The 25,373-nt window shown below is 61.4% G+C and carries 23 protein-coding genes; 14 read left to right on the top strand and 9 right to left on the bottom strand.

Annotation, left to right across the window (positions count from 1 at the left end; all coding sequences use genetic code 11):
- Positions 1 to 8 precede the first annotated feature (8 nt).
- From WS68_RS22390 to WS68_RS22400, 3 genes are all read left to right on the top strand, one after another.
- Positions 9 to 389 (top strand): TfoX/Sxy family protein, encoded by a 381-nt coding sequence (locus WS68_RS22390; protein ID WP_059572818.1) that lies wholly within the window; start codon positions 9 to 11, stop codon positions 387 to 389.
- A 114-nt stretch (positions 390 to 503) separates the two neighbouring features.
- The gene (locus WS68_RS22395; RefSeq protein ID WP_059572819.1) at positions 504 to 1,082 is read left to right on the top strand and encodes an NnrU family protein; all 579 of its coding nucleotides are present in this window, start codon (positions 504 to 506) and stop codon (positions 1,080 to 1,082) included.
- A 431-nt stretch (positions 1,083 to 1,513) separates the two neighbouring features.
- Complete coding sequence (locus WS68_RS22400; protein WP_059573114.1) at positions 1,514 to 1,732, top strand: DUF1653 domain-containing protein; 219 nt, start codon at positions 1,514 to 1,516, stop codon at positions 1,730 to 1,732.
- Positions 1,733 to 2,038: 306 nt separating this feature from the next.
- Here WS68_RS22400 and WS68_RS22405 read toward each other — a convergent pair whose 3' ends face one another.
- Entirely contained in the window at positions 2,039 to 3,253 is a 1,215-nt protein-coding gene (locus tag WS68_RS22405) for a winged helix-turn-helix domain-containing protein (RefSeq protein ID WP_059572820.1), read from the bottom strand.
- 460 nt (positions 3,254 to 3,713) lie between these two features.
- Positions 3,714 to 5,111: an MFS transporter gene (locus WS68_RS22410; protein WP_059572821.1), complete on the bottom strand. Its 1,398-nt coding sequence runs from the start codon at positions 5,109 to 5,111 to the stop codon at positions 3,714 to 3,716.
- Here WS68_RS22410 and WS68_RS27950 point away from each other — a divergent pair.
- From WS68_RS27950 to WS68_RS27955, 4 genes are all read left to right on the top strand, one after another.
- Positions 5,053 to 5,247 (top strand): hypothetical protein, encoded by a 195-nt coding sequence (locus WS68_RS27950; RefSeq protein ID WP_197419670.1) that lies wholly within the window; start codon positions 5,053 to 5,055, stop codon positions 5,245 to 5,247. The two genes, WS68_RS22410 and WS68_RS27950, sit on opposite strands and share 59 nt — an antisense overlap.
- 236 nt (positions 5,248 to 5,483) lie before the next feature.
- Positions 5,484 to 7,169 (top strand): alpha,alpha-trehalase TreA, encoded by a 1,686-nt coding sequence (gene treA / locus WS68_RS22420; RefSeq protein WP_059572823.1) that lies wholly within the window; start codon positions 5,484 to 5,486, stop codon positions 7,167 to 7,169.
- Positions 7,170 to 7,497: 328 nt separating this feature from the next.
- A complete protein-coding gene (gene asnB / locus WS68_RS22425; protein WP_059573116.1) occupies positions 7,498 to 9,450 on the top strand; it encodes an asparagine synthase (glutamine-hydrolyzing) in 1,953 nt (650 codons plus the stop codon).
- Between the two features lie 423 nt (positions 9,451 to 9,873).
- Entirely contained in the window at positions 9,874 to 10,389 is a 516-nt protein-coding gene (locus WS68_RS27955) for a hypothetical protein (protein ID WP_156429616.1), read from the top strand.
- A 190-nt stretch (positions 10,390 to 10,579) separates the two neighbouring features.
- Here WS68_RS27955 and WS68_RS27960 read toward each other — a convergent pair whose 3' ends face one another.
- The 4 genes from WS68_RS27960 to WS68_RS22445 form a co-directional block, all read right to left on the bottom strand.
- Positions 10,580 to 11,098, bottom strand: a complete 519-nt coding sequence (locus WS68_RS27960) for a winged helix-turn-helix domain-containing protein (protein WP_231753086.1) — start codon at positions 11,096 to 11,098, stop codon at positions 10,580 to 10,582.
- Between the two features lie 417 nt (positions 11,099 to 11,515).
- On the bottom strand, positions 11,516 to 13,198 hold the full coding sequence (locus WS68_RS22435; RefSeq protein ID WP_059572824.1) for a M4 family metallopeptidase: 1,683 nt from the start codon (positions 13,196 to 13,198) through the stop codon (positions 11,516 to 11,518).
- Between the two features lie 721 nt (positions 13,199 to 13,919).
- Positions 13,920 to 16,142 carry a xanthine dehydrogenase family protein molybdopterin-binding subunit gene (locus tag WS68_RS22440; RefSeq protein ID WP_059572825.1) on the bottom strand — a complete coding sequence of 741 codons (2,223 nt, stop codon included), beginning with the start codon at positions 16,140 to 16,142 and terminating at the stop codon, positions 13,920 to 13,922.
- Between the two features lie 3 nt (positions 16,143 to 16,145).
- Positions 16,146 to 16,607, bottom strand: a complete 462-nt coding sequence (locus WS68_RS22445; RefSeq protein WP_059572826.1) for a (2Fe-2S)-binding protein — start codon at positions 16,605 to 16,607, stop codon at positions 16,146 to 16,148.
- A gap of 221 nt (positions 16,608 to 16,828) precedes the next feature.
- On the opposite strand from WS68_RS22445, the gene WS68_RS22450 reads away from it, so the two are divergent.
- Both WS68_RS22450 and WS68_RS22455 read left to right on the top strand, forming a co-directional pair.
- Positions 16,829 to 17,824 carry an AraC family transcriptional regulator gene (locus WS68_RS22450; protein WP_059572827.1) on the top strand — a complete coding sequence of 332 codons (996 nt, stop codon included), beginning with the start codon at positions 16,829 to 16,831 and terminating at the stop codon, positions 17,822 to 17,824.
- Between the two features lie 7 nt (positions 17,825 to 17,831).
- Positions 17,832 to 18,233: a nuclear transport factor 2 family protein gene (locus WS68_RS22455; protein ID WP_059572828.1), complete on the top strand. Its 402-nt coding sequence runs from the start codon at positions 17,832 to 17,834 to the stop codon at positions 18,231 to 18,233.
- Between the two features lie 33 nt (positions 18,234 to 18,266).
- Here WS68_RS22455 and WS68_RS22460 read toward each other — a convergent pair whose 3' ends face one another.
- The gene (locus WS68_RS22460) at positions 18,267 to 18,494 is read right to left on the bottom strand and encodes a hypothetical protein (protein WP_059572829.1); all 228 of its coding nucleotides are present in this window, start codon (positions 18,492 to 18,494) and stop codon (positions 18,267 to 18,269) included.
- On the bottom strand, positions 18,491 to 18,817 hold the full coding sequence (locus WS68_RS22465) for a hypothetical protein (RefSeq protein WP_197419659.1): 327 nt from the start codon (positions 18,815 to 18,817) through the stop codon (positions 18,491 to 18,493). The genes WS68_RS22460 and WS68_RS22465 overlap by 4 nt, the downstream gene beginning before the upstream one ends.
- A gap of 81 nt (positions 18,818 to 18,898) precedes the next feature.
- Here WS68_RS22465 and WS68_RS27965 point away from each other — a divergent pair, with 81 nt between their 5' ends.
- Complete coding sequence (locus WS68_RS27965) at positions 18,899 to 19,132, top strand: hypothetical protein (RefSeq protein ID WP_156429617.1); 234 nt, start codon at positions 18,899 to 18,901, stop codon at positions 19,130 to 19,132.
- A 99-nt stretch (positions 19,133 to 19,231) separates the two neighbouring features.
- Here WS68_RS27965 and WS68_RS22470 read toward each other — a convergent pair whose 3' ends face one another.
- Positions 19,232 to 19,597 (bottom strand): DUF3564 family protein, encoded by a 366-nt coding sequence (locus tag WS68_RS22470; RefSeq protein ID WP_059572831.1) that lies wholly within the window; start codon positions 19,595 to 19,597, stop codon positions 19,232 to 19,234.
- Positions 19,598 to 19,793: 196 nt separating this feature from the next.
- On the opposite strand from WS68_RS22470, the gene WS68_RS29090 reads away from it, so the two are divergent.
- From WS68_RS29090 to WS68_RS22490, 4 genes are all read left to right on the top strand, one after another.
- Positions 19,794 to 21,581: a sugar ABC transporter ATP-binding protein gene (locus WS68_RS29090; protein WP_059572832.1), complete on the top strand. Its 1,788-nt coding sequence runs from the start codon at positions 19,794 to 19,796 to the stop codon at positions 21,579 to 21,581.
- On the top strand, positions 21,578 to 22,642 hold the full coding sequence (locus tag WS68_RS22480; RefSeq protein WP_059572833.1) for an ABC transporter permease: 1,065 nt from the start codon (positions 21,578 to 21,580) through the stop codon (positions 22,640 to 22,642). The genes WS68_RS29090 and WS68_RS22480 overlap by 4 nt, the downstream gene beginning before the upstream one ends.
- A 255-nt stretch (positions 22,643 to 22,897) precedes the next feature.
- Positions 22,898 to 24,142: an SfnB family sulfur acquisition oxidoreductase gene (locus WS68_RS22485; RefSeq protein ID WP_059572834.1), complete on the top strand. Its 1,245-nt coding sequence runs from the start codon at positions 22,898 to 22,900 to the stop codon at positions 24,140 to 24,142.
- 4 nt (positions 24,143 to 24,146) lie between these two features.
- On the top strand, positions 24,147 to 25,367 hold the full coding sequence (locus WS68_RS22490) for an SfnB family sulfur acquisition oxidoreductase (protein WP_059573118.1): 1,221 nt from the start codon (positions 24,147 to 24,149) through the stop codon (positions 25,365 to 25,367).
- Positions 25,368 to 25,373: the final 6 nt, after the last annotated feature.

Genomic DNA, 25,373 nt, shown 5'->3' on the forward strand with positions numbered 1-25,373 from the left:
CCGGCCCGGTGAGCTGGCAAACCGAAAAGCGGCGCGCCGACGAATTCGCCGAGCAGCTTGCGGATCTCGGCCGGATCGCCGTCACGCGCTTTTTCAGCGGCGCGGCGCTCAGGCTCGACGGCGTGCTGTTCGGTTTTGTCATACGCGGCTCGCTGTTCCTGCGCGTGGACGAGGTCAACCGCCCAGCATTCGAGCGCTGCGGCATGGGGCCGTTCTCGTATCACGCGCGCTCGCGCGCCGTGGTCATTGGCGGTTATTACGAAGCCCCCGCCGACGTGCTCGAGGATATTGGCGCGTTGCGCGATTGGTGCCGCGACGCGTACCGCGCCGCCGTGCGCGCGGGGGCGGGTATGAAAACGAGCGCGCGCCGCGCGAAGCGCACCCCATAGCGCGGCAGCGCGCTCGCGTTGCGGGTGGCGGACGGCGGCGCGTGCGTGTACGATGCTCGGCGCATCACATGCCGATTGAGTCGATAACAAAATTCCCCATCTGGAGACACGCGCATGGTCGTCCTGATTCTCGGTTTGTTGATCTTCCTGGGCGTGCATTCGATTCGGATCTTCGCCGACGATTGGCGCGCCGCACGGATCGCGAGCCTTGGCGAGCGTCGCTGGAAGGGCCTTTATTCGCTGGTATCGGCATCGGGCTTCGCACTGATCGTTTGGGGTTATGCGCTTGCCCGCGAGAACGCCACGCTGTTATGGCTGCCGCCGGTCGGCATCCGGCATCTGGCGGGACTGCTGACGGCGATGGCGTTCGTGCTGTTCGCTGCCGCCTATGTGCCCGGCACGCGAATCAAGGCGCTGGTCGGCCATCCGATGCTCGCCGGCGTGATGGCATGGGCGATTGCGCATCTGCTTGCGAACGGCACGCTCCATGCGGAGCTGCTATTCGGCGCGTTCCTAGTGTGGGCGCTCACCGATTTCATTGTGTCGCGTGCTCGCGATCAGCGCGACGGCAAGCGCTATCCGGCCGGGTCGCTCATGCGTGACGGTGTCGCGGTCGGCGCGGGACTCGCCGCGTGGGCATTATTCGCACTCGTGCTGCACGGTTTGCTAATCGGCGTGCGGCCGTTGGCGTAGTCATCGTTCGTTCAAATGCAAGCGGCTCGGATGAGCGTCAATGCTCGACGATCCGGCGCAAGTGCGCAGGATCTTGGGATGACGAAAGATCGAACGGGCCATCGGCATGGGTGTACGAGCGTTTGACGTCTATGGCGCGTGAGGTCAGTCAGCCCGGCATGAACAAGCCGGCGCCGGGCGTGGCCGGTATCGCGACGCAACGGCGGCCACGGGCGCCGATCGCGCCGATTCACGCTAGCGCTACGCTTGCCTGCGTTGCCGTTTCCGCCATTACTCGTTCCTGCGCTGAAGCTTTGCCGTGCTTGTCCGGCAGCCTGCAACCCTATGTTTTTCGACCGATGAGACCGATTGAACGCGGCTGAGCTGCTGTCGTCGCGCGCGGTGGCTCGCGCGCATACAATACGCGCTCGTCGATTTTTATGGGGCATGCGATGACTGAGCAGGAGGCCGAACGAATTGCAACTCACCGCCACTACAAGGGTGGGCTGTATCGCGTGATCGGTGTCGCACGACATTCGGAGACGGAAGAATCCGTTGTCGTCTACGAGCAGTTGTGGCCGAAAGCGCGCAGCCTGTGGGTGCGGCCCGAAGCGATGTTCAACGAGACGCTCGCCGATGGTACGCCGCGCTTTCGTCAATTGAGTGATTGACGGGCCATGCATGGATGGCGCGGTTGGCTAGGATTCGTGCCGCTTGCCGGTAATGGGCCGGTGAGCGGGAGTGGCTAAACTCCGGCCGTTCATCAGCGGCGCGAGATATCGGCAGGTTTGTGCGGCGGAAGATCTGCTGTTTCGTTGTCGCCGCCGCGAACTGCTCGCCGGGAGCGGACGCTGGAACCGCAAAAAGGACGCACGCGCTATTCACGGCCGTCGATCCGCGGATCGACACCGCCCATGCCGGCTGAACGCACTGTGCCGTTTTCTTGGCGTGCGGTGTTGATCGCATTGTGGTGGCGTTCAGCGCGCGTCGAACGCGTTCGCGATTTCCTTTGGCGCATTGCCGACCTTGACGACCGGCGTGTCGTGCCAATCGGCGAGCTTGCGCACCGCGCGGCCGACATCGGCCAGCAGCCCCGCGCCAAGCCGCACACCCGGCTCGATATGCACCGACTTCAGCTCGAAGATGTGCTGTGCGCGATGCGCTTTCGCGTCGACGCGGCCGATCAGTCGGCCGCGGTGCAGGATCGGCAGGCAGAAGTAGCCGTAGCGGCGTTTGTGCGCGGGCGTGTAGCACTCGATCGTGTAATCGAAATCGAACAGCGCCGATGCGCGGCGCCGGTCCCAGACCACCGGATCGAATGGCGACAGCAGCGTCGTGACGGTCGAGCGCAGCGTGTCGCGGCTTGCGGCGTCGACGAGCGGTGCGAGATCGCGGTGCACGAGTACCTGTTCCTTCCAGTCTTCGATTGTCGCAGGCAGCAGGTCCCCCGCATCCGCAAGCGCATGCAATGTATCGTGATATGAGCGCTTCGGCAGCCGGTAGTAGTCGGCGATCCAGTCGGCACGCACGACGCCGAGTGCGCGGCACGTGTTGTCGATGAGGCGCGGCAGCACCGCATCGCGCGGCGGCAGGTCGCGTGCGTCATCCCAGCCTGGCAGCACACGTTCGGCAACGTCATATACGCGCTGGAAGTTGCGTCGCTCGGCAACCATCAGGCGTCCTAGCGAAAACAAAACTTCGAGATGCTTCTTTTCGGGCTTGCGGTTCCACCAGCCGCTGCTAGTATGACCGTCGTTGCGCACGAAATCGGCCGAGCGTACTGGCCCGTTGATTCGCACGTGGGCAAGCAGTTTATCGATCTCGTCGCGATGCTGCGCGTGCCAGTCGGCCGGATATTTCCAGCCCATGCCAACCGGATTGAGCATCGTATGACGCATCAGCCCGAAATCCTCGATCGGCAAAAAGCACGCTTCATGTGACCAGTATTCGAATAGCTTCGCTTCCGCGAGATGCTCGTCTAACCATTGCGGCGCATAGGGGCCGACGCGGCTGAACAGTACCAGATACGGGCTGCGTGCGACGACGTGGATCGTGTCGATCTGCAACTGGGCCATCTGGCGGATCGCGGTGAGCACGTCGGATTTGGTCGCTTTGCGGCGAGGCGGGGTCAGCAGGCCCTGCGCGGCAAGATGCAATGCGCGGGCGCAAGTAAGCGAAAGCGTTAGGGGCACGGGCGGAGCGAGCGGGAAATGGGATATGTCACTTTAGCGCGAATCAATGTGGGATACTGAATGGAGTGAAACAACACTTCAATAGAATGCAAAAGTTGGATAGCATGCATACGTCTGACAATCGTTGACAAAAGCTCGTCCAAAGTTTCCTTATAGTTTGGACTAGTACGTATTTGCTTCCGACGCACGATATTTCTATGGCACGCAGGGAGCAAGTCCGGATGTCTCAACCCCCGTCGAGACGTCCGGAGCCGTTGAAGCGGACATCCATGCGGCTTAAAGCCGGCCCCGAGTGGATGTCCGCTGATTTTTTTGGTGGTGTCAACGGTCTTTTACTTCATTCAGTCTGACGAAATTCTGAGCGCGCGAGCACTGTCGGCGCGATCTGCCGATGCGCGCACGGCGCGTGTCCTGCTTCATACCGTGGACTAACCGTCGCGAACATTCGCAAAGGCCGACGTCAACTCCGTTTGCCGCGCGCGACTTCATCTCCGGCATTCGATGCGAGCCGGCGGGTGATCGGAATCGATGCGAACGAGCAGAGGCCAACCACCACGAACGCTGGCCAGAAATCAGACCAGACGATCGTCTCATGGCCTTGTATCCAATGTGATGCATGTAGCACGAGTCCCGCGACGGTTACGCCGAGGCCGAGCGACATTTGCTGGACGACACTGCCGAGGCTCGTCGCGCGAGCAGCATCGCGCGACGGGATTTCCGCGTAAATCATCGAATTGAGGCTCGTGAACTGCAGCGCGGGGAACAGCCCGCCGATCAGCACGACGAGCCAGATTGCCCACACCGGCATGCCAGGGTGGAACGTTCCGTATGCGGCGATCGCAAGGCCCGAGAGCGCTGCGTTATACATCAATACGGTGCGGAATCCGAAGCGTTTGAGTGTGCGTGGCGCGATGACTCGCGTGAACGCACCGCCCACCGCCGATGCGCACGTGATCGCGCCTGAATGAAATGCGCTCATTCCGAGCCCTTCCTGTAGCGCGAGCGGCAGCAGGAACGGCACGGCACCGAGCCCGATCCGGAACAGCGAGCCGCCGACGACGCTAGCGTGATAGGTAGGAATGCGCAGAAAGCGCAGATCGAGAAGTGGGCGTTTGGCGTGCCGCGCATACAGCACGTAAAGACCCAGCAACGCCGCGCCCGCCGCGCTCATCGCGAGCGCGGCGCCGCGCGACGTGAGCGCGCCGTCGATGAGCGTGAGGCCCATCAGCAGCAGCGCGGCACCTGAGGCGGACAGCAGGAAGCCCGGCCAATCGAGCGGGCCGGGGTCCGGCTCATGAGTGTTGGCGATATGCTTGTTCGCAAGATAGATGCCGATGAGTCCGACCGGCACGTTGATGAAGAAGATCAGCCGCCAGTGCAGGTAGGTCGTGATGAACCCGCCGAGCAATGGGCCGGCGACAGGCCCGAACAGCGCGGGCACGCTCAGATAGTTCATCGCGCGCACGAGTTCCGAGCGTGGTATCGCGCGAAAGATGATGATGCGCCCGACGGGCACCATCATCGCGCCGCCTACGCCTTGTACGAAGCGTGCGAATGTGAACAACTCCAGATTGAACGAAGCCGCGCACATCAACGAACCGACGACAAAGATGCAGATCGCGGTACGGAATACGGCGCGCGCGCCGAAACGGTCCGCGAGCCAGCCGCAGATCGGAATGAACACGCCGAGGCCGACGACGTACGTCGTGATCGCAATGTTCAGTGTGACGGGATTGTGACCAAAGTCGCGCGCCATCGCGGGCAGTGCCGTGACGATGATGTTGGCATCCACGCTTTCCATGAACAACGCGCAAGCAACGATCAGCGGTGCAATGAAAGCGCGAATGGCAAGCGGCATGGGAACGATGCGCGATAAAGATTCCATTATTGCATCGATTAATCCGTCATGCTTGCGCGCACAACGACTCTTCGGCGCGTACCGCGGCAAATCGGCAAAAGGGGGCGCGCCGTTCCAGACCGCTTCGCGCCTGTGAATTTCCGAACCCGCCGGGATGGTAGCTGCGATCTCGAAAAGACGCATATGCGGCGCTATGCGCGCTATGTGCGCTACATGGCCGTTTGCGCGCCGCATCGACGGATCTGCTTGCTAGACCGCGGATTTTCATGCGAAGCTGCGCGCCGCGGCATCTGATAGATAAACAGCCGCGCCTGCAGGGGGGCTGCGGGATAGGAGACCATATCGCCGTCCATTATCAGAATAGGAGCAGACATGGTCACATCACGGCGTTTTCCGCTTCATGTCGAAAATCCGCTGTATCGCCGCTTGTTGAGCGCGCCCGTGTGGGCTGCGCTCGTTGCGTCAGCCGGCATTGGTTGCACGGGCACGCTCGCGCATGCCGATTCGCTGTCCGCGCCGGCATCCGCTGCCGCGCTCACCGCATCGGCTCCGGCCGCGCCGATTCTGCCGCCGCCGAGCGTGCTGTATGGCGATCTTTTTGTTGCGGTGCAAACCGCGCAAATCTTCCCGGACCAGAAGACCTTCGTCGATTCGACGCCGAACACCGATCCCGCGACGATCGTCCAACTTTACCAGCAGCAAAAGGGCACACCGGGCTTCTCGCTGCAAGCGTTCGTTTCGAAATATTTCACGCCGCCGACCGATCAGTCGGTGACGCCGCCGGCAAACCAGACGCTGCGCGAGCATATCGATTGGTTATGGCCGAAACTCACGCGCACGACGGGGACCGTACCGCAATACAGTTCGCTGATTGCGCTGCCAAAACCTTATGTGGTGCCGGGCGGGCGTTTCCGCGAAGGTTACTATTGGGACACCTATTTCACGATGCTTGGCTTGCAGGAGTCTGGCCACGAAGATCTCGTCGACGACATGCTCGACAACTTCGCCTATTTGATCGATACCGTCGGCCATGTGCCGAACGGCAATCGCACGTATTACGTGAGCCGCTCGCAGCCGCCTTTCTTCGCATACATGGTGGCGCTTGCGGCAAAGGTCGGGGGTGAGCGCGTCTATCAGAAGTACCTGCCGGCGCTGCGCAAGGAATATGCGTACTGGATGCAGGGCGAGCGCTCGACGGCACGCGGTTCGGCCACGCGCAACGTCGTCAAGATGCCGGACGGTTCGGTGCTGAACCGCTATTGGGACGAGCGGGATACGCCCCGCGACGAATCGTATCTCGAGGATGTGCAGACCGCGCAGCAGGCGAGCGGGCGGCCCGCGGCTGAAGTGTGGCGCGACCTGCGCGCGGCGGCCGAAAGCGGTTGGGATTTCAGCTCGCGCTGGTTTGCAGACAGCAAGACGCTTGCGACGATTCGCACGACAGCGATTGTGCCGGTCGATCTGAACAGCCTGATGTTCAATCTGGAGACGACCATCATCAAAGGCTGTGCAGTGGCGCGCGACATGCGCTGCGTCGTCGAGTTCACCGGCCGCGCGACGAAGCGTGCGCTCGCGATCAACCGTTATCTGTGGAACGATAAAGGCTATTACGGCGACTATGACTGGAAGCTCGGCAAGCCGCGCGACAACTTGTCGGCCGCGGCGCTGTATCCGCTGTTCGCGGGTGTCGCATGGCCTGATCGCGCGAAGCGGACCGCCAGCAATATCAAAAAGACGCTGCTGCAGCCAGGCGGCCTCGCGACGACGGCTTATAACACGGCTCAGCAGTGGGACGCGCCGAACGGTTGGGCGCCGTTGCATTGGATCGCGCTCGTTGGCCTCAAGCGTTATGGCGAGACTGCGCTCGCGAACGATATCGGCACGCGTTTTCTTGCTGACGTGAAAAGCGTCTATGCGTCGCAAGGCAAGCTCGTCGAGAAATACATCGTCGAAGGAGCGGGCTCGGGCGGTGGTGGCGGCGGCGAATATCCGCTGCAGGACGGATTCGGCTGGACCAACGGCGTGACGCTCAAGCTGCTCGATCTGTACGGCGGGTGATGCCAGGTATCGAGCGGTTCCGGCGCTCGCTTGCTTGCTTGCGAGATGAGCGCTGGCGCGGTCGCGCGGATGCGATACATATCGTTCGCCGATAGCAGAAAATCGAACAATGGCGGATATCGACTCGTATCGATTGGCAATCCCCACAATCGATGAAAAGGCGCCGGGCAAACCGGCGCTCTTTTCGAATTTTTTTCTTCCAAAAAAAATAATTCGGCATACAAGCACGAATAATTCACGAATATTTTCTCCGTAATAATTTGTGGACGCACGGCGCTGCGTCCCGTTGCGCGGCGTCGCCGATCGACCTCAAACGGGGATGCTCGCCATGTGTGGAATCACGGGTTTTTGGCGTCCAACGGCATGCAGCCGGCAGACAGCGGGCGAGGTGCTCGCCCGAATGACAGACAGCCTTGCTCATCGCGGTCCCGACGATGCGGGCGCATGGTTCGATGCAGCGGCCGGTGTTGCGCTCGGGCATCGGCGGCTGTCGATCGTTGATCTGACATCGCACGGCCATCAGCCAATGGTGTCGGCTTGCGGCCGCTACGTGATGACCTTCAACGGCGAGATCTACAACTTTCGCGAATTGCGTCGCGAACTCGATGCATCCGCTCATGCGCCAAACTGGCGTGGTAATTCGGATAGCGAAGTATTGCTTGCCGCATTCGAAGCCTGGGGGATCGACCGCACGCTGAAAAAGGTGGCTGGCATGTTTGCGATCGCGCTCTGGAACCGTGATGCCGGCGTGCTGACGTTAGCGCGTGATCGGATCGGCGAGAAGCCACTCTATTACGGCCGCATCGCCGGTGCGTTGGTGTTCGGCTCGGAACTCAAGGCGCTGCGCCGCTATCCGGGCTTCGACACGCGAGCGATCGATCGCGACGCATTGTGTTTATATTTGCGCTACGCGAGCGTACCCGCGCCGCATACGATCTACACGGCGATTCGTAAGCTGCCGCCTGGCACCTACGTGCAGTTCGAAGATGCAGTGCAGGAGCCGGTTGCGCGGCGCTATTGGTCTCTCGAGCAGGCGGTCAGCGCAGGCCAGATGAACTTGGTCGAAGGCGATGCCGACGCGGTCGTCGATCAGCTCGATGCGGTGCTGCGCCTCGCGGTCGCGCAGCAGATGGAGGCCGACGTGCCGCTCGGCGCGTTCTTGTCGGGTGGCGTCGATTCGTCGGCAGTCGTCGCGCTGATGCAGGCGCAATCTGCGCGGCCGGTGCGCACGTTCACGGTCGGCTTTCACGAGGCTGGCTACGACGAGGCTGGCTATGCGAAGGCTGTCGCGCATCATCTCGGTACCGACCATACCGAGTTGTACGTGACGCCCGTCCACGCACTCGATCTCGTGCCGAAGCTGCCCGACGTCTATGACGAGCCGTTTGCGGACGCATCGCAGATCCCGACGCTGCTCGTCTCCGAGATGACTCGGCGGCATGTCAAGGTGAGTCTGTCCGGCGACGGTGGCGACGAACTGTTCGGCGGCTATCCCCGCTATTTCCTGACGCCGTGCCTTTGGAAAAGGCTAAGGCGTGTACCGACGGCGATGCGCGCGCAAATCGCAGCCGCGCTGCATGCGCTGCGGCCCAATCACGCGGACCAAATCGCCGCGTTCGTGCTGTGTGCCTGGTGTTCTGCCACGCCGCGCGTCGGAGATCGGTTGCACAAGCTTGCCAACGTGATGACGGCGAATAGCCGAGCGGGGCTCTACCGGCTACTGATGTCGGTTGTGCATCACCCCGAGCGGCTCGTGCTGACGGGCCGTGAGCCGCACACGCTGCTTGATGCGCCTGACGCATGGCCTGCCGGCCTCACGTTTGCCGAGCAGGCGATGATGGTCGATGCGCTTACATATTTGCCGACCGATATTCTCGCAAAAGTCGACCGTGCCGCGATGGCGATGAGCCTCGAGACGCGCATGCCGTATCTTGACCATCGCGTGGTGGAGTTCGCGTGGCGTGTGCCGGCCGTGCTGAAGGTGCCGGACGGGCAACAGAAGTGGTTATTGCGCCGTTTGTTGTACCGGTACGTGCCGCGCCAGCTGATCGACCGGCCCAAGCAGGGCTTTTGTGCACCGGTCGGCGACTGGCTGCGCGGCGAGTTGCGCGATTGGGCCGCAGCGCTTCTTGAACCGGTGCGGCTGCGTGCGGAAGGTTTCTTTGATGCGGCGCACATCGAGCGCCAGTGGCAGCAGCATCTCGCTGGGCGGATGAATTGCCAGCATCCACTGTGGGCGGTGCTGATGTTTCAGGCTTGGCTCGATGCGCAGGGGCGTTGACAGTGGAGCGCTTGCCGGGAATCTGAAGAAATGTCCGGCGCGGCACATTAAGTTCGGATTGTGGCGAGCCGTGATTCCTGTGATGTATTGAAAAGTGTTTGCTGAGCATAATTCGATATGCAAACGGTTTATCAGGTTCGGCGTGTCCTGGATTTGCTGAGCAACGTTGCTGCGTAGTTGGCAGAATCTCGTGGTGTGGGTTACTGGCATCTGGCGCCCGATTCGGCTTGTTGCTTGCAAGCAGGCGCCATAGGGCGAATATCGCAACGTGTCGCAGTAATATCGTGCTGCCGGATATTTTGTTCGTTACCCCGAAACAGTAGGAGGTACGCTGGTGAATTTGTGGCGTGTATGCTCTGGATGCATGTCGAATATTCCGGCATAACGCAGGCGAACCCACTCTTTTGCCTTCGCGAGGTTTCCATGAGCACAGGCGGTAATGATCAAAATATAGCGCCGGTTAGAACGACAACCGCTGCTAGCGAGCCGCATGGCGTGGTGTATTTGGCCGGATCGGTTAACGGATGGTATCTCGGCACCGGCGTTAGCAATAGCGACCCTGGAGTGCTGATGGCGACGTCGCCGGAAATGATTGGTAAATTGACCGGTCTCGACAATTCCGCCTACTGGTGGGAGGTAGAGACTCAGGAAGGGTCGTCCCTAATGAAGTCAGTGAGGTCGGTGAAATATGGAACATATTTGACCGTGTTTAACCGTGACAGCAACACTCCATGGGGCCTCAAACCATTAGATACGGTGCCGACAGTCGATTCAACGTTTAAAATTGGTCCTCATCCTAATTATCCAGGGAACATCTTTTATTATGGCGATATATTGACTTGGCAATTATATGATGCTGTTCCCGAAGGATATGGCGTGATTGCACTCCTTGCCGGTGCTGGCGGCGCATATCCTTTGCAGATCATTCCTAGAGATTGAATTATGGGCGCCATAAATCCATGAAAGACTCGTCGGTGAGAGCGCAGGGGGTGATGCAAGTTCACCGGTTGCGGAATAGGTGATGCCACATCACGCGGTATTGCTCATTCGATGAAGCATTTTGCGGGAAATCCCGCAGCGCGGCTTCTAGCCGCGCCGCTTGCGCGCGTGTGTGTGACGCGATAATGCGTCAGCGTAACTCGACGGTGTAATCGCGGGAGTCTATCGTGCTGCTTCGCACTGCCGGTGGGCTCGGGGGCGCAGGCAGGCGAGATAGCGATGCCAAACCGGCCACGCCCGACGTGCCGGACAAGTCCTGCACACTCGATGCCGGCGGCAAAGCGGACAACTCGGATACGGGCGGTTCGTCGTGCGGTTCGACGTAAGTCGTCGCCGCCCCGAACAGTACGAGCCGGTAGCCGATCGAATAAATCGGGATGATGCGCATGTTCTTATCATGATCGAGACCGAGCTTCGAGCGGATGCGTGAGATGTGCGTGTCTAGCGTGCGCGACGATACGGCGAGTTCCCGCCCCCACACAGCTTCCTGAATCGCCTGGCGTGACACGACCTTGTTCATATTGTCGAGTAGAAATTCGACGACGTCGAATTCGCGCGGGGTCATGTTGATCGGCTCACCGCCGATCTCGATGTTGCGCCGGACAAAGTTGATCTTGATGTTGTCGATGTGCAGGTGCTTGCAGTCCATGATGGTCCTCGTAATTCGCGGTTGAGTAGGCGAATGGCTGAGGGGATTACTGCAATTGGCGGGCCAGCTTGCTCAACGCATCAAGCAAACTCTTTGAAAGAAATGGTGTGACGATGTAGTTGATTGAATATAAAGTGTTTTTTGTGCGGATAAGCCGTGTGCGATGGCACGGGCGGCGTCACAATTTGAAGTGGGTTGAAGGTGTGTTACGTAGCACGGGAACGTTGGTGTTACGTTTGCTCGGGTGTCGCCGTAACATGGGCCGCGATCGGTTCGGAACAATGGGGGGCGTTGATCGACGAGGTGTGGCGCAGTTTGGGCGCCATGTAGGGCAGCGTTCATCGGAAAGGCCGTGTGACGCGAACCGGGCCGCTCGACGCAGCCCGGCGCATAAGGCGTCAAAACCTGCCGCCCGAATTACCGGACGTTGACTGCATCCCATGCTCTCGCCACGGTCTGCGCTTCAATGGAAGCAGCCCCGTACAAATCGCTCGCCGCTCGAATCGATGCGGTCCGGGCGTTGGGATAGGTCGAACCGGATGTCAGATAAACCGACAGTGTTCGATACCAGATTTTCCCCGCCTTATCGCGTCCAATTCCGGTAAGTGATGTATCGCCGTTGCATACGAGCTGACTCTTGGATAGCGACGGATCGGTGGCCGGAACCGTCGCTCCTTCGGCAAGCAGATAGAAGAATCGATTGCCGACTCCCGAAGACAGGTGCGGATTCGTGTTGGAGAACCCGCCGCTCGGATAACAACTGGACGAGCGATTATCCAAATCCTGCTTGTACATCTTACGCAAGCCGCCCGGCATTAAAGACGCGCCTATGACGTAATTTCCCGGATCGTTCGGATTGTTTGCATAGAACTTAACCAACGTTCCGAAGATATCGGAAGTCGATTCATTGAGTCCGCCGGAATCGCGGTAGTTGTATGAAAGCCTTGCGGTGTTTTGGGTGACGCCGTGGGTCATTTCATGTCCCGCCACGTCGAGCGTCACCACCGGCTGGTTGCCGAGTGACGGGCCGCCGTCTCCGTACAGCATGACGCCTGAATACCATGATGCATTGGCTCCATCGTCGCCGAACAGCACGTGAGCATAGCTTCTCACACCATTTCCATCATTCGCAACTCCGGAGCGGCCATGAGTATTTTTATAGTAGTCCCAAGTAATTGCCAAACCATAATCGATATCGGCGGCCACCGTTTGGCGATTGCTCGTACTGTAGGTTCCCCATGTATTGGTGGTGTTGGTGTAGATTGGAAGACTGTCTGCCTGGGACACGACGACATAATCCTGAAGATCGGCGCCGTCATGCACGGACCCGTTGCCGCGCTTGGGGTCCAGCATCCGATAGCCATTAGCGGAGGTCTGATCGGTCGTCAACGTGACGTCACCGTAATAATACGACCGCCCGATACCTGTTGCGGCGCTTTGCTGTATCAGGCTTTCGGATTCCAGCACGCGACCGGTGCGCGCATCTATCGAATAACGCATCACCGACGAATGCTCGCGCGTGGAAGGGCCATACACGTCTACCTGATAGGCAAGAACGGGTGAGGTATTGCGGGCATAGATAATTTTGACGGGGTTGCCGGTATGATCGACGTGCGTCGCGAACTGGGCTGCCGCAATTTTTTCCGCGCTGGCGGCACCGATGTCCGATGTGCTCGAAAACGTTTTTTGATTGGGAGCTAGATTAGCCAGGTTTATTGGGGCGTTTAGCGTCGTGCTCGGCTGCTGCAATTGACCTTGCTTCGAATGCACGACGACGTCTGCGCCGATCACAGGCAATCCACCGTAAAACCGGTCGAATCGAACGTGCTCCGTTCCGTTTTGATCCACGATGACGTTACGGACTTTGAATTGATCCGCGGCTGCACCGGGAATCGTGTCAGCGCTGCTTGCGGCGTTGATATCGAGCGCTTTTGCCGTCCGTGCCACTCGGCTTGGCGCCAATTGGAAAATCGATGGATTGGCTTGAATCAGCGCAAGCGCGCGGTCGACGGCGGCCTGTTTGTCGGCAGCTTGGGCAAATGCGCTGGCACAGGCTGTTGCAATGATTGATGCACAAGCAATGCGATACAGCTTCTTCATATTGCCTCCTGAGAAAAGAGCGAATCGCATGAGCGATTCGGGCTTCACCTGCGATGTGATGCAACTGGATATGTCAGTCGGCACTTCGGAATTTATGTGCTCGGCCGGCATATTGATTCGGCGCGCGTAATGGCCTGCACGTCGTCCCGGCATTGGCGCGTGCCGGACCGTCGAGTGAACGTCAAGCTGGCGACAGATAGTTCCACGTCTTCTATTAATTAGGCTTACTAATTAATAGAAGAAAAGATCGAACCTGGCCTGTCGGGCTGGCGTCAATCTACTTGGGGAATCCGTGCGGGTAATCGCGAAGACACGTCGTGAAATCGGGAGTTTGTTTTTGCTCCTTTATTTGAAACGCTCGATCGGCCCTCGGTCGTTTCTTGGGTGTAATGAACATGACGCATGAGTCCAAGGTTCATTGCGTCTTCCTTTCGGTACGTTAGTTCTGCAAAAAGCGCGCGTCAAACTTTTTTTTATGGCACTTAAAAAAGTTGGATTTGAGGCGAAATCCTCAGGCCGCAGCAGGGCAGGCGGCTCGGATCGGATAGAAGAACGGTTGCAATGTGCGGTTTTTCTCGGGGCAACCGTATGGCGAGGCAGCCACTGGAGCTCAAATGGGGCCGGCTTGGAGGACGAAAACGCGCGGATGTCCGCCGTGCCCGGGGGTGAGCGCGGCGGCGAGGGAGCGGTCAGGCCCGCGATGCGGGAGCGCGTTTGCGGTTTATACGCTGCCGTGCGGGTCCGCAGCCGACAGCGGCAGCGTGTACGTTCGCTTGCCGGTCGCCGCGAAGATCGCATTCGCGACGGCTGGCCCGACCGGCGCGACGCCAGGTTCGCCGACGCCGGTCGGTGCTTCGCCCGACGGCACGATATGCACTTCGACTTTCGGCATCTCGGCGATCCTCAGCACCTGATAGCCGTCGAAGTTATTCTGTTCGACCTTGCCGTCCTTTAGCGTGATCGCGCCTTTCAACACCGCGCCGAGCCCGAAGCCGATGCCGCCTTCCATCTGTGCCGCGATCACGTCCGGATTGATCGCGGTTCCGCAATCGACTGCGCAAACGATCCGCTCGACCTTCACCGCGCCTTGCTCGTCGACCGACACCTCGGCGATCTGTGCGACGTAGCTCTGAAACGCCTCGGCGACCGCGATTCCACGCCCGCGTCCCTTTGGCAGTGGCGTGGTCGAATCCCAGCCGGCTTTTTCCGCGGCGAGATCGAGCACCGCGCGCATTCGCGGCTCGTGCGCGAGCATATCGCGCCGGAACTGGTATGGATCCTTGCCCGCCGCCTGCGCGGCCTCATCAATGAACGCTTCGACCGCGTATGCGGTGTGCGAGCTGCCGACGACGCGCCACCATAGCACCGGCACGCCCGTTTGCGTGGTTGTCAGTTCCACTGATATGTTTGGAATGGCATATGGCAGGTTCGACGCGCCCTCCACCGAGGTCGTATCGATGCCGTTTTTCACCAAGCCCGCGGCGAAAGGCGTGCTGGCGAGGATCGATTGACCGACGATCCGATGCCGCCAGCCGACGAGTTTGCCGTGCGCGCTCAAACCCGCGTCGAGCTTGTGAAAGTACATCGGCCGGTAGCGTCCGCCATGGAGGTCGTCCTCGCGGGTCCATTGCAGCTTGATGGGCGTGCCGTTCGCACCAAGTGCTTTTGCAATCGACACCGCCTCGACAATGTAGTCGGACGCCGGGTTCGCGCGCCGTCCAAAGCTGCCGCCGGCGTACAGCGTGTGGATGAACACCTGCTTCGGGGCGAGCCCTGCCGCGCGTGCGGCGTTTTCCTGATCGATCGTCTGGAACTGATCGCCCGCCCAGATTTCGCAGCGATCGGCTGTCAGCTTGACGACCGCGTCGAGCGGCTCCATCGGTGCATGGGCGAGAAACGGGAATTCGTAGGATGCCGAAATTCGCTTTGCCGCCCCTGCAAGCGCCGCGTCCACGTCACCGTCACGGCGCGCGGAGGCGCCTGCGTGCTCCGCCAGTTGCCGGTATTCACGCATGATTGCGTCGGAACTGCGTTTTTCGGCGTGTACGTCGTCCCATTCGATTTTCAGCGCGTCGCGGCCTTGTTTGGCGGCCCAGAAGCCTGTCGCGACGACGGCGACGCCGCGCGGCACCTGAACGACCGACATGACGCCCGGCACGGCCTTTGCCGCCGACGCATCGAATGACTTCACGGTCGCGCCGAATAGCGGCGGGCGCTGCAGTAGTGCGACCAACATGCCCGGCTGCGCGACGTCGATCGTGAATTGTGCAGTGCCGTTGGATTTCGCGGCGGCATCGACGCGGGGCACCGGTTTGCCGATCAAGCGGAAATCGGCCGGTGATTTCAGTGTGACCTTGTCCGGTACCGGCAGCTCGGCTGCGGCGTTCGCGAGTGCGCCGTAAGTCGCGCTGCGTCCGCTTACGGTGTGGCTGACCACGCCGTCGCGCGTGCTCAGCTCGGCAACCGGTACACGCCACTGCGCGGCAGCCGCCGTCATGAGCATCGCGCGTGCCTTGGCGCCTGCTTCGCGCAGTTGCATCCACGAATTCGCCATCGCGGAACTGCCGCCCGTGCCTTGCAACTTGCCCCACTGCAAGTTCGCGTAACGCTCGGCATCGGCTGGCGCGCTTTCGACGCGCACGTCGCGCCAGTTCGCATCGAGTTCCTCGGCGACGATCGTCGCGATGCCGGTGTACGCGCCTTGGCCCATTTCGACGTGCTTGGCGATCACGGTGACGCTGTTGTCCGGTGCGATGCGCAGAAATGCATTTGGCGTGAATGCGCCGGCGCCGGACGGTGGGGCGGCTTGTGCCGCGCGGCTCGCGTCGTGCCATTCGAAGCCGATCGTAAGGCCAGCGGCCGCTATCGCGCCAGCGGCTTTCAGAAACGTGCGGCGGGACGCGCGCACCGCGTCCGGTTCGGGTAGGTCGAGATGGTTCGTCATCGTTCAGGCCTTCAGCGCGGACGCGGCTTCGTGAATGGCGGCGCGAATGCGCGTATAGGTTGCGCAGCGGCAGAGGTTGCCGTTCATCGCGGCGTCGATGTCGGCATCGGTCGGCGCGGCATTCTGCTCGAGGAGCGCCGTCGCCGACATGATTTGCCCCGACTGGCAGTAGCCGCACTGCGGCACTTGCAACTTGATCCACGCTGCCTGGACGGCTTGCGCGGGTTTGCCCGACAGCCCTTCGATCGTCGTCACCCGTTTGCCGGCGACAGCGGCAAGCGGCAGCACACACGAGCGTGCCGCTTGGCCTTCGAGGTGAACCGTGCAGGCGCCGCATTGTGCGGCGCCGCAGCCGAATTTCGTGCCGGTGAGGCCGGCGCGCTCGCGTATCGCCCAGAGCAGCGGCATCGCGGGATCGGCGTCCAGCGTTAGATTCTTGCCGTTCAGCACAAACGTCGTAGACATGAACTTTCTCCGTGGGGGCATCCCCGGACTTGGCGCCGGGTAATAACCGGCAGTGTGACGGATGGGCTGCTGGCGCGTGTATATACGATTCTGCAAAAATATTGAACAATCCTGCAAATTGCCGGCTCGGCGCGAAGGCGCTGCGCGGTTTGAGTCTTCGCCTGTTACGATCGGAGGCCTGAATGCTTCCTGTGCTGTCTCATTGTGAAGGTGTATTGACGATGAATTCGCGGCTCGATACGGTTGAAGCGCCTTCACGCATCGCCTCTGGTGCGCCGCATGGCGACCCCGCGTTAGCGCGACGGTCGGCGTCGCACGACGCGCGCCGCGAGTTGGCAGCGCGCGTCGCGCGCTTCGCGCCAGTGGACGGCGGGCATCAGACGGCGATTTCCGCACTGTCGTTCCATCGCTTCTCGTCGCCCGTCGATCTCGGCTGCAGCGTGCCGCGTGCTTCGTTCGTGTTCGCCGCGCAGGGGGCAAAGCGGGTGACGGTCGCCGGACATGTGTACGAATATGATCCGCAGCATTGCCTCGTTACGTCAGTCGATTTGCCTATGCTGTCGCAGGTTACGCGCGCATCTGTCGACGCGCCATATCTGTGCGTGTCGGTCGCACTCGATTTGCAGCGCATCGCCGAGTTGGCGGCCGAGATGCGGATGCCCGCGCCGGATGCGTTGCCGGCCGGTGAGGGGATCGTCGTCGGCGCATTATCCGAGCCTCTTTTCGACGCGGCCCTCAGGCTCGTCCGATTGCTCGATACTCCGGGCGATATCCCGATTCTCGCGCCGCTGATCGAAAAGGAATTGCTTTACCGGCTGCTGACCAGCGAATTGGGCGTACGACTGCGGCATATCGCGATCGCCGGTAGCCAGACGTATCGGATCGCGCGCGCGATCGAATGGATTCGAACCCATTATGCGCAGCCGCTTCGGATCGAGGCACTGGCGCAGCAGGTGAACATGAGCGTGTCGTCGCTGCACCATCATTTCAAGCATGTGACGACGCTCAGCCCGTTGCAATATCAGAAGCAACTGCGGCTGCATGAAGCGCGGCGGTTGTTGCTCGCGCAGGGCGGCGATGTCGGCTCGATCGCGTTGCGGGTCGGGTACGAGAGCCCGTCGCAGTTCAGCCGGGAATACAGCAGGCTGTTTGGCGCGCCGCCACTGCGCGATGTCGGTCAATTGCGACGGCGCAATGGCGTTGGAATCACTGGGTGACTCGCAGATGAGCACTGATCGGGACGCCGAACGGTTGGCGGTGAGTCTCGTGTGCGCATTTTGGCGTTTGATGCAGACGACCGATTTCGGCTCGGTCGCAGCTGTGCTGGCCGACGATTTCGTGCTCGAGTGGCCGCAATCGAACGAGCGCATTCGCGGTACGGCGGATTTCGCAACATTGAATCGCGAATATCCCGCGTATGGCCCGTGGAAGTTCACGCTTAATCGCGCGATCGGCGACGCGCGTGAAGCGGTGTCCGACGTGTCCGTAATCGATGGCGTTCAGCGTGCCCGGGCAATCTCGTTCTTTACGATCGAGCATGCGAAGATTGCGCGCATCGTCGAATTTTGGCCCGATTCTTATGATCCGCCATACGACCGCTCGCATCTCGCCAAGCCAATTACGTAAGCGTACCGGCTGGCACCGGCCCGCGTCGCCGCGTTACTTTGCTCCACCAGAAATTCTGTCGACGATTGCCTTGACGGCTTTCATTTGATTGCCTGCGTGCGTTGCATATTTCATGCTGTTGTACTCCCACCAATCCCGGCATCCCAGCAGGTTGCTCGGGGCCTCGGTATTTTCGGCGCCTCCATACAGTTGCGGATAGAGCACGATAGTGTTGTTCGCCTCGGCCCACGGGTTGTAGCCGGCGTTTTTCACGAAGGTCATGTCATAAGGGCTTTTTCCCGAAGAGGAAGCGGGATACTGCTTGCAGCCGTGAAAGATGACGTGCAATCGGCATGCGTGAACGTTTTCGCAATCAGCTGGCACGTACACCCAACCAGTGTTCGCCGTGCTGTGTTGAAGCGGATGGGATATGCACTCGCTTGATCGAATTCGATGAAGCGCCCTTCATCGAGCGGCTGAGTTTTCTCCGAGTTCAGCGGACCGTAAATCCATTGGAGTAATGCTCCGGCCGCATCGAACTGGCAATTGCTGATGTACGGGCTGCCGAGGAATCCGCGGGCGTTGCCGTAGGAGTTCGTCGGCATCGCGTGTTCGGCGGGCATGCTCCTGATGTATTCGACGTTTTTCTCGTCGACGAAGATTGATGGTAGACCTGAAGTGCATTCATGACCGGCTGCTTGATTAACGTATCGGTGGTGCCGGAAAACATTCAGATCTTCTGGCTTCCTTGGGTTCTGGGCGACCGATCTGGTGAGGTAGGCGTGGAGCGGCAGGTTGTATTTGTGAATGTCGTAACGCCGACAGGAATTGCCGCTATGCAGCCGTTCATGCCGGGAGGGCGGCGTATTGGCCGTGGTGCCGGGCGCACGGGCATGTGTGGCGCGCAGCTTTGGCGATGAAGGCTGTGTCCGGCTTCGATTATTTCGGCGTCCTACAGCCGGATTTCGTCTGTCTCGAGGCCGTCTGTATTGCCGTGCCGTCGAGATTGCCGCAGGCTCTCAGCGGGTGACGACGGTGAACTCCCGGTTTTCCGGATGAATGGGCTCCGTATCGACCGCTTGCAATCGCCATGCGCCGTGAAGCGATTGTTTGTCGAGCAATGCGGCGCCGTGTTCCTGCTCCTGCGTCGACAACTGCAGGCCGGTGAGCGACAGCCCTTGCAGCCGGCATAGCGCTTCGCCGCTGTCGGCGGAGCACAGCGCAACTGCACCTGCGACATCCGTCACCTTGCCCCATGTCGGCAGATCGATACCCTGATGTGCCTCGCGCGACCACAGATGCTCGTCGGTATCGAGCCACAGAACCGCGAAAGACGGTTGCGCAGAAGTAGCACTGTTGCCGCTGATTCGAATGGTGAGGCGCATATTTCGTCTCCTTTCGAAATTTGTTCGGTCAGCTATCCAGTCTAGATGGATCGGGGCGGAACACAAGCGTGTGACGTGCAACAGTTTATGTCCGTTCCTTCGACTATCGATATGACGAACCCTTGGTTCTCGAATGCGCGCTTGCTCGCTACGATCGCGGCTTGATCCGATAAAGCTTGCCACACAACACTCAACAATGTCCGAAACCGTTTTCGCCGCACGTGGGGTCGCGAAGCGCTTCGGCGCGACTGCCGCGCTCGATTGCGTCGATTTGTCGCTGAGCGCGGGCGAGGCGGTTGCGCTGATGGGCGCAAACGGCGCGGGCAAATCGACGCTCGTGAAGATCGCCAGCGGCGTGTTCGCGCCCGACGCCGGCACGCTTACGCTGCGCGGCGCGCGCTACGCGCCGGCTTCGCCATATGCGGCCAAGCGCGCGGGCATCGCCACGGTTCATCAATCGGTTACCGACGCGGTCGCGCCGTCGCTGTCGATTGCCGACAATTTGTTGCTCGATACGTTGTGCGATTCCAAGTCGCGCTGGCTCGCGACGCCCGCGTCCCGTATCGCGGCCGCGCTGCCGCTGGCGCGCCGGGTCGGCCTGCACATCGATCGCATGGACCTGCGCGCGCCGCTCGGTACGCTTTCGCTAGCCGCCCAGCAACTTGTCGTGATCGCCCGTGCGCTTGCGGCGCAGCCTGCGCTGTTGATTCTCGACGAACCGACTGCAAGCCTCGATGCGGCGGATGCCGAGCGTTTGCTTACGCTCGTTGACGCGCTGCGCGCCGATGGCGTTGCAATTCTGCTCGTGTCACATCGCACTGGCGATTTGCGGCGTATCGCCGATCGCATCGTTATTCTGCGAGACGGCCGTATCGTATCGACGCTGGCTGCGCCATTCGATTTTGATTCGGCACACGAAGCAATGATCGGGCGGCCAATGGCGGGCAGTTCGCGCGCGGCGAGCGCAGCGGTGGCCTCGGGTGCGGATCATGTGCATGTGGTTGCGGCCGAAGGCGCCGCCCCTGAGCTTGCATCCGCATCGACTGCAATCGATGCGCGTTCCACCGGATCGATGGCGGCTTCGAACGAGGCGTCGTTTGTTCGGATAGATCCGGCAGATGCTGTCTTTTTTGCCGGTGTCGAATCTGTTGATGCTGTAACGGTTACCGCGTTATCCGCTGCATATTCCGATTCGGCACCGCTGCTTACACGCCACGCCGGTAGCGTTTCATTCCCGGCTGCAATGACAGGCGGCGCCTGTTCGAATCCGGCCAAGCAGTGTTTCAGCGCGCGCGGCATTCGGCTTTCGGCTGACAGCGAGCCGTTCGATCTCGATATACGGCGTGGCGAGATCGTTGCGATTACCGGGCCGGTCGGCGGCGGAAAATCGCGTTTCGCGCGCGCAGTTTTCGGTGCCGAGCGGCTCGCGGCCGGTTCGATGATGTTGGACGGTGTGCCGTGGCGTCCACGTTCGCCCATGCACGCGATTCGTGCGAATGTGTTTCTCGTGGCCGAGGATCGCTGGCGCACGTCACTGTTTCCGGACAGCGTGCCGTTCGCGACGCTCGCGGGCACATTGTCGTTGCCGTTTCTGTCCCGCTGGTTTCCATTCGGCTTCGTGAGCGCGGCGCGCGAGCGGCAGGCTGCGCGCGATGCGATCGCGCGCTTCGGCATTCGTTGCATAGGCCCTGACGACCGCTTGACGCATTTGTCGGGCGGCAATCAGCAGAAGGCCGTGATCGCGCGCTGGCATCTCGCGCCGGCGCGTCTGCTGTTGCTCGACGAACCGTTCCAGGGCATCGACGTCGGCGCGCGCGCCGGGCTGATTGCGCTGTTGCGCAATGAAGCGGTTGCACGCGCGACGCTCGTGTTCGTCAGCGATCTCGACGACGCCTATGCCATTGCCGATCGTGTGCTGCCGTTCGATCGCGGCACGCTCGATATTCACTCCCGATTCGCTGAGCCGGAGACTTCGTCAGCATGAAAAACTCGACGCCCGCCGAGGTTGCGGCGGCACCCGCGCAGCGATCGGCGGCAGAGCGTGCCCAACCCTGGATCGCCGTCGCGCGCGGGCACATCGAGCGCATTGGCATCGTGCTCGTGCTCGTCGCGCTCGTGGCCGGCTTCGCGGCGCGCGAGCCAGCTTTTGTCGCGATCGACAATCTGTTCAGCATCTTGCAGGCCGTATCGATCGTCGCGTTGCTCGGCATCGGCGTGACGATCACGCTGGCCGCAGGCGGCTTCGATCTGTCGGTCGGTAGTGTCGCCGCATGCGCACAGATGGCGGCGAGCTATGTACTGATCGTCTGGCACGGCGGCGCTGCGGCAGCGGTTGCCGCGTGCGTCGCGCTCGGCGTCTGCGCGGGCGTGTTCAACGGACTTCTGATCACGCGCTTGCGCGTACCGGATCAGCTTGCGACGCTCGGCACGCTGTTTTTGCTCGCGGGGCTGCAATTGATTCCGACGGGCGGCCGTTCGCTCGCAACGGGCGCGGTCCTGCCTGACGGCACCGAGGCGACGGGCAGCTTTCCGCAGACGTTTGTCGCGCTCGGACGGCTGCGCGTGCTCGACGTCGTGCCGTTGCCGGTGATCGTGGTGGCTGTCGTCACGCTCGTTGCATGCGTCGTGATGGAGGCGACGCGGTTTGGCCGCGTGCTGTATGCGATCGGCGGCAACGAGACAGCCGCACGGCTGGCGGGTGCGCCGACCGCGCGTTATCGGATTGCCGCCTATGCGGCGTCGGGAGCGATCGCATCGCTCGGCGGCGTGTTGATTGCCGCACGGGTCGGCCGGGGCGACGCGAGCGCCGGCCATTCGTTGCTGCTCGATGCGGTGGCGGCATCGCTGATCGGCTATGCGGTGTGGGGCGCGAAACGCCCGAACGTCGCGGGCACTGTGCTCGGCGCGGTGTTCGTCGGCGTGCTGTTGAACGGACTTACGATGCTGAACGCGCCATACTATATGCAGGACTTTATTAAAGGCGGGCTGCTCGTGTGCGCGCTCGCGTTCACGTTTCGGATCGGCAGTATGCCGCCTACGCGTTAGTGTCGGAGTATCGGGTTCGTCGAGCGTGACGCGTGCACGCGGGGGCATGCATTGCAGCTGCGGACATCGCGTGCGGCACGCCGAATCCGGAGGCAGGGCCGATTCGCGACGGCGGGGCGGCGTGATGTCGATCTGTTCGCGCGGATGCGCAGCGCATTTTGCAGACGCGGGAATATCGTTTCCAGAAACCATCGGTTTGTGCCGAGGCGCTGCGTTGTTAGATTGATCCATTGTTCCAGACAATGGAGAAGCCAGATGTCAGCAACATTGGAGACGCCCGACGATGTGCGGGACGCCGCATCGGATCAACTTGGCGTTGCACGTGTCATCGCGAGCGATGCGCAAGCGCTCGAGGTTGCGCGCGAACTCGCGCAACGGCTTGCCGAGGGCGCGATCGAGCGCGATCGTGACCGCCGGCTGCCGTATGAGGAAATCGACTGGTTCTCGCAAGCGGGCCTATGGGGCATCACGGTGCCGAAAGCCTATGGCGGCGCGGGTGCATCGTATGTGACGCTCACCGAAGTAGTGAAAATCATCTCGGCGGCGGACCCGTCGCTTGGCCAATTGCCGCAGAACCATTTCGGCCTTGTCGACGTGATCGCCCTGACGGGCACCGACGAGCAAAAGCGCTTGTTCTTCGGCGAGATCCTGAAGGGAAAACGTTTCGGCAACGGCTTCTCGGAGAAAGGCACCAAGCACGTGCTCGACTTGAAGACGAGGATCACGCGCGACGGCGACCGCTATCGCGTGAGCGGCACGAAATTCTATTCGACGGGTGCGCTGTTCGCTCACTATGTGCCCGTGCTCGCACTCGACGAGAACCGTAAGGGCTGGCTCGCCTATATTCCGAAGGGCACGCCGGGGCTTTCCGTGATCGACGACTGGTCCGGATTCGGCCAGCGCACGACGGCAAGTGGCACTGTTCGGCTCGACGATGTGAGCGTGCCCGCGTTGCATGTATTTCCGGCACATCGCGTATCGGATCTGCCGACGTTGAATGGCCCGGTTTCGCAAATCATCCAGGCGGCAATCGACGCGGGTATCGCGCATGCGGCGCTCGACGATACGCTGCGCTTCGTTCGCGAGCGCTCGCGTCCGTGGATCGACAGCGGTGTCGAGCGCGCGAGCGACGATCCGTTGACGGTGCGGGAAACCGGGCGGCTCGTGATCCAGCTTCATGCGGCCGATGCGTTGCTGGAACGCGCGGCACGCACGCTCGACGCCATTTCGGCGCAGCCCGCGATAACCGATGACGACGTTGCGCGCGCGTCGGTCGCGGTTGGCGAGGCGAAGGTGCTGACCACCGAGATCGCGCTGCTCGCGAGCGAGAAGCTGCTCGAACTGGCCGGCACGGCCGCGACGCTTGCGGAGCATGGTCTCGACCGCCACTGGCGTAATGCGCGCACCCATACGCTGCACGATCCGGTGCGCTGGAAATATCACCTGGTCGGCAATTACTACTTGAACGGCGTCAAGCCTGCACGCCATCCCTGGAATTGATTTGATGAACGCGATTGTCCAACCTAGCGGTGGGCTGGCCTCAGCGGCCGCGCGCCGCATTGCCGACGACCGGCAGGCGCTCGACGTCGCGCACGAGTATGCGGCGCGAATCGCCGAAGGGGCTGCGGAGCGCGATCGCACGCGCCGGCTGCCTTACGACGAACTCGATGCCTATTCGGCGACGGGGCTCTGGGGGATAGCCGTGCCGCGCGAATTCGGCGGCGCGGCAGTATCCGCGGCCACGCTCGCAGAAGTGACCGCGATCGTGTCGGCCGCCGATCCGGCGATCGGTCAGATTCCACAAAATCACTTCTACATGCTCGAAGTGCTGCGCGTGAACGGCACGCGTGAGCAGCAACGCTTCTATTTCGAACGCGCGTTGGCAGGCGAGCGTTTCGGCAACGCGCTGTCCGAACGCGGCACGAAGACCGTGCGTGATTATCGGACGACGATCGAGCCCGACGGCCCTGGCTTCAGACTCAACGGACAAAAATTCTATTCGACGGGGGCACTGTTCGCTCACTGGATTCCGATCGTCGCGAAGGACCGCAACGGCGTGCTGTATGTCGCATTTGTGTCGGCGAACGCGCCGGGGCTGTCGGTCGACGATGACTGGAGCGGCTTCGGTCAGCGCACGACGGGCAGCGGCTCGACGCGGATCGACAACGTGTATGTCGACGCGTCGGCAGTCGTGCCATACGGCGCGGCGTTTGACAAACCGACGGCTGTCGGTCCGCTTGGTCAATTGATTCACGCGGCTGTCGATCTTGGTATCGCGCGTGCGGCGTTTGACGATGCGCGCCGCTTCGTGCGCGAGCATGCGCGGCCATGGGTGGATGCGCATGTCGAACGGGCGAGCAATGATCCGCTGACGCTCGAAATCTTCGGCAAGCTCGCAGTCGAACTCGATGCGGCCGAAGCGTTGATCGAGCGCGCCGGTCCGCGTGTGGATGCATCGATTGACGATCCGAACGAGCGCACGGTTGCGGCCGCATCGATCGCGGTTGCGAAGGCGCGCGCCGCGACAACCGGGATTGCGCTTGCGGCGTCGTCTCGGCTGCTGGAACTTGCCGGCACGTCGGGCGTGCTTGCCGAGCACGCGCTCGATCGGCATTGGCGCAATGCACGGACGCATACGCTGCACGATCCGGTGCGCTGGAAATACATCGCGATCGCCGACTATCTCGTCAACGACACACTGCCGCCGCGGCACGGCGCGCTGTAAGCCTGT

The organism is Burkholderia sp. TSV86 (assembly GCF_001522865.1).
GTDB lineage: Bacteria > Pseudomonadota > Gammaproteobacteria > Burkholderiales > Burkholderiaceae > Burkholderia.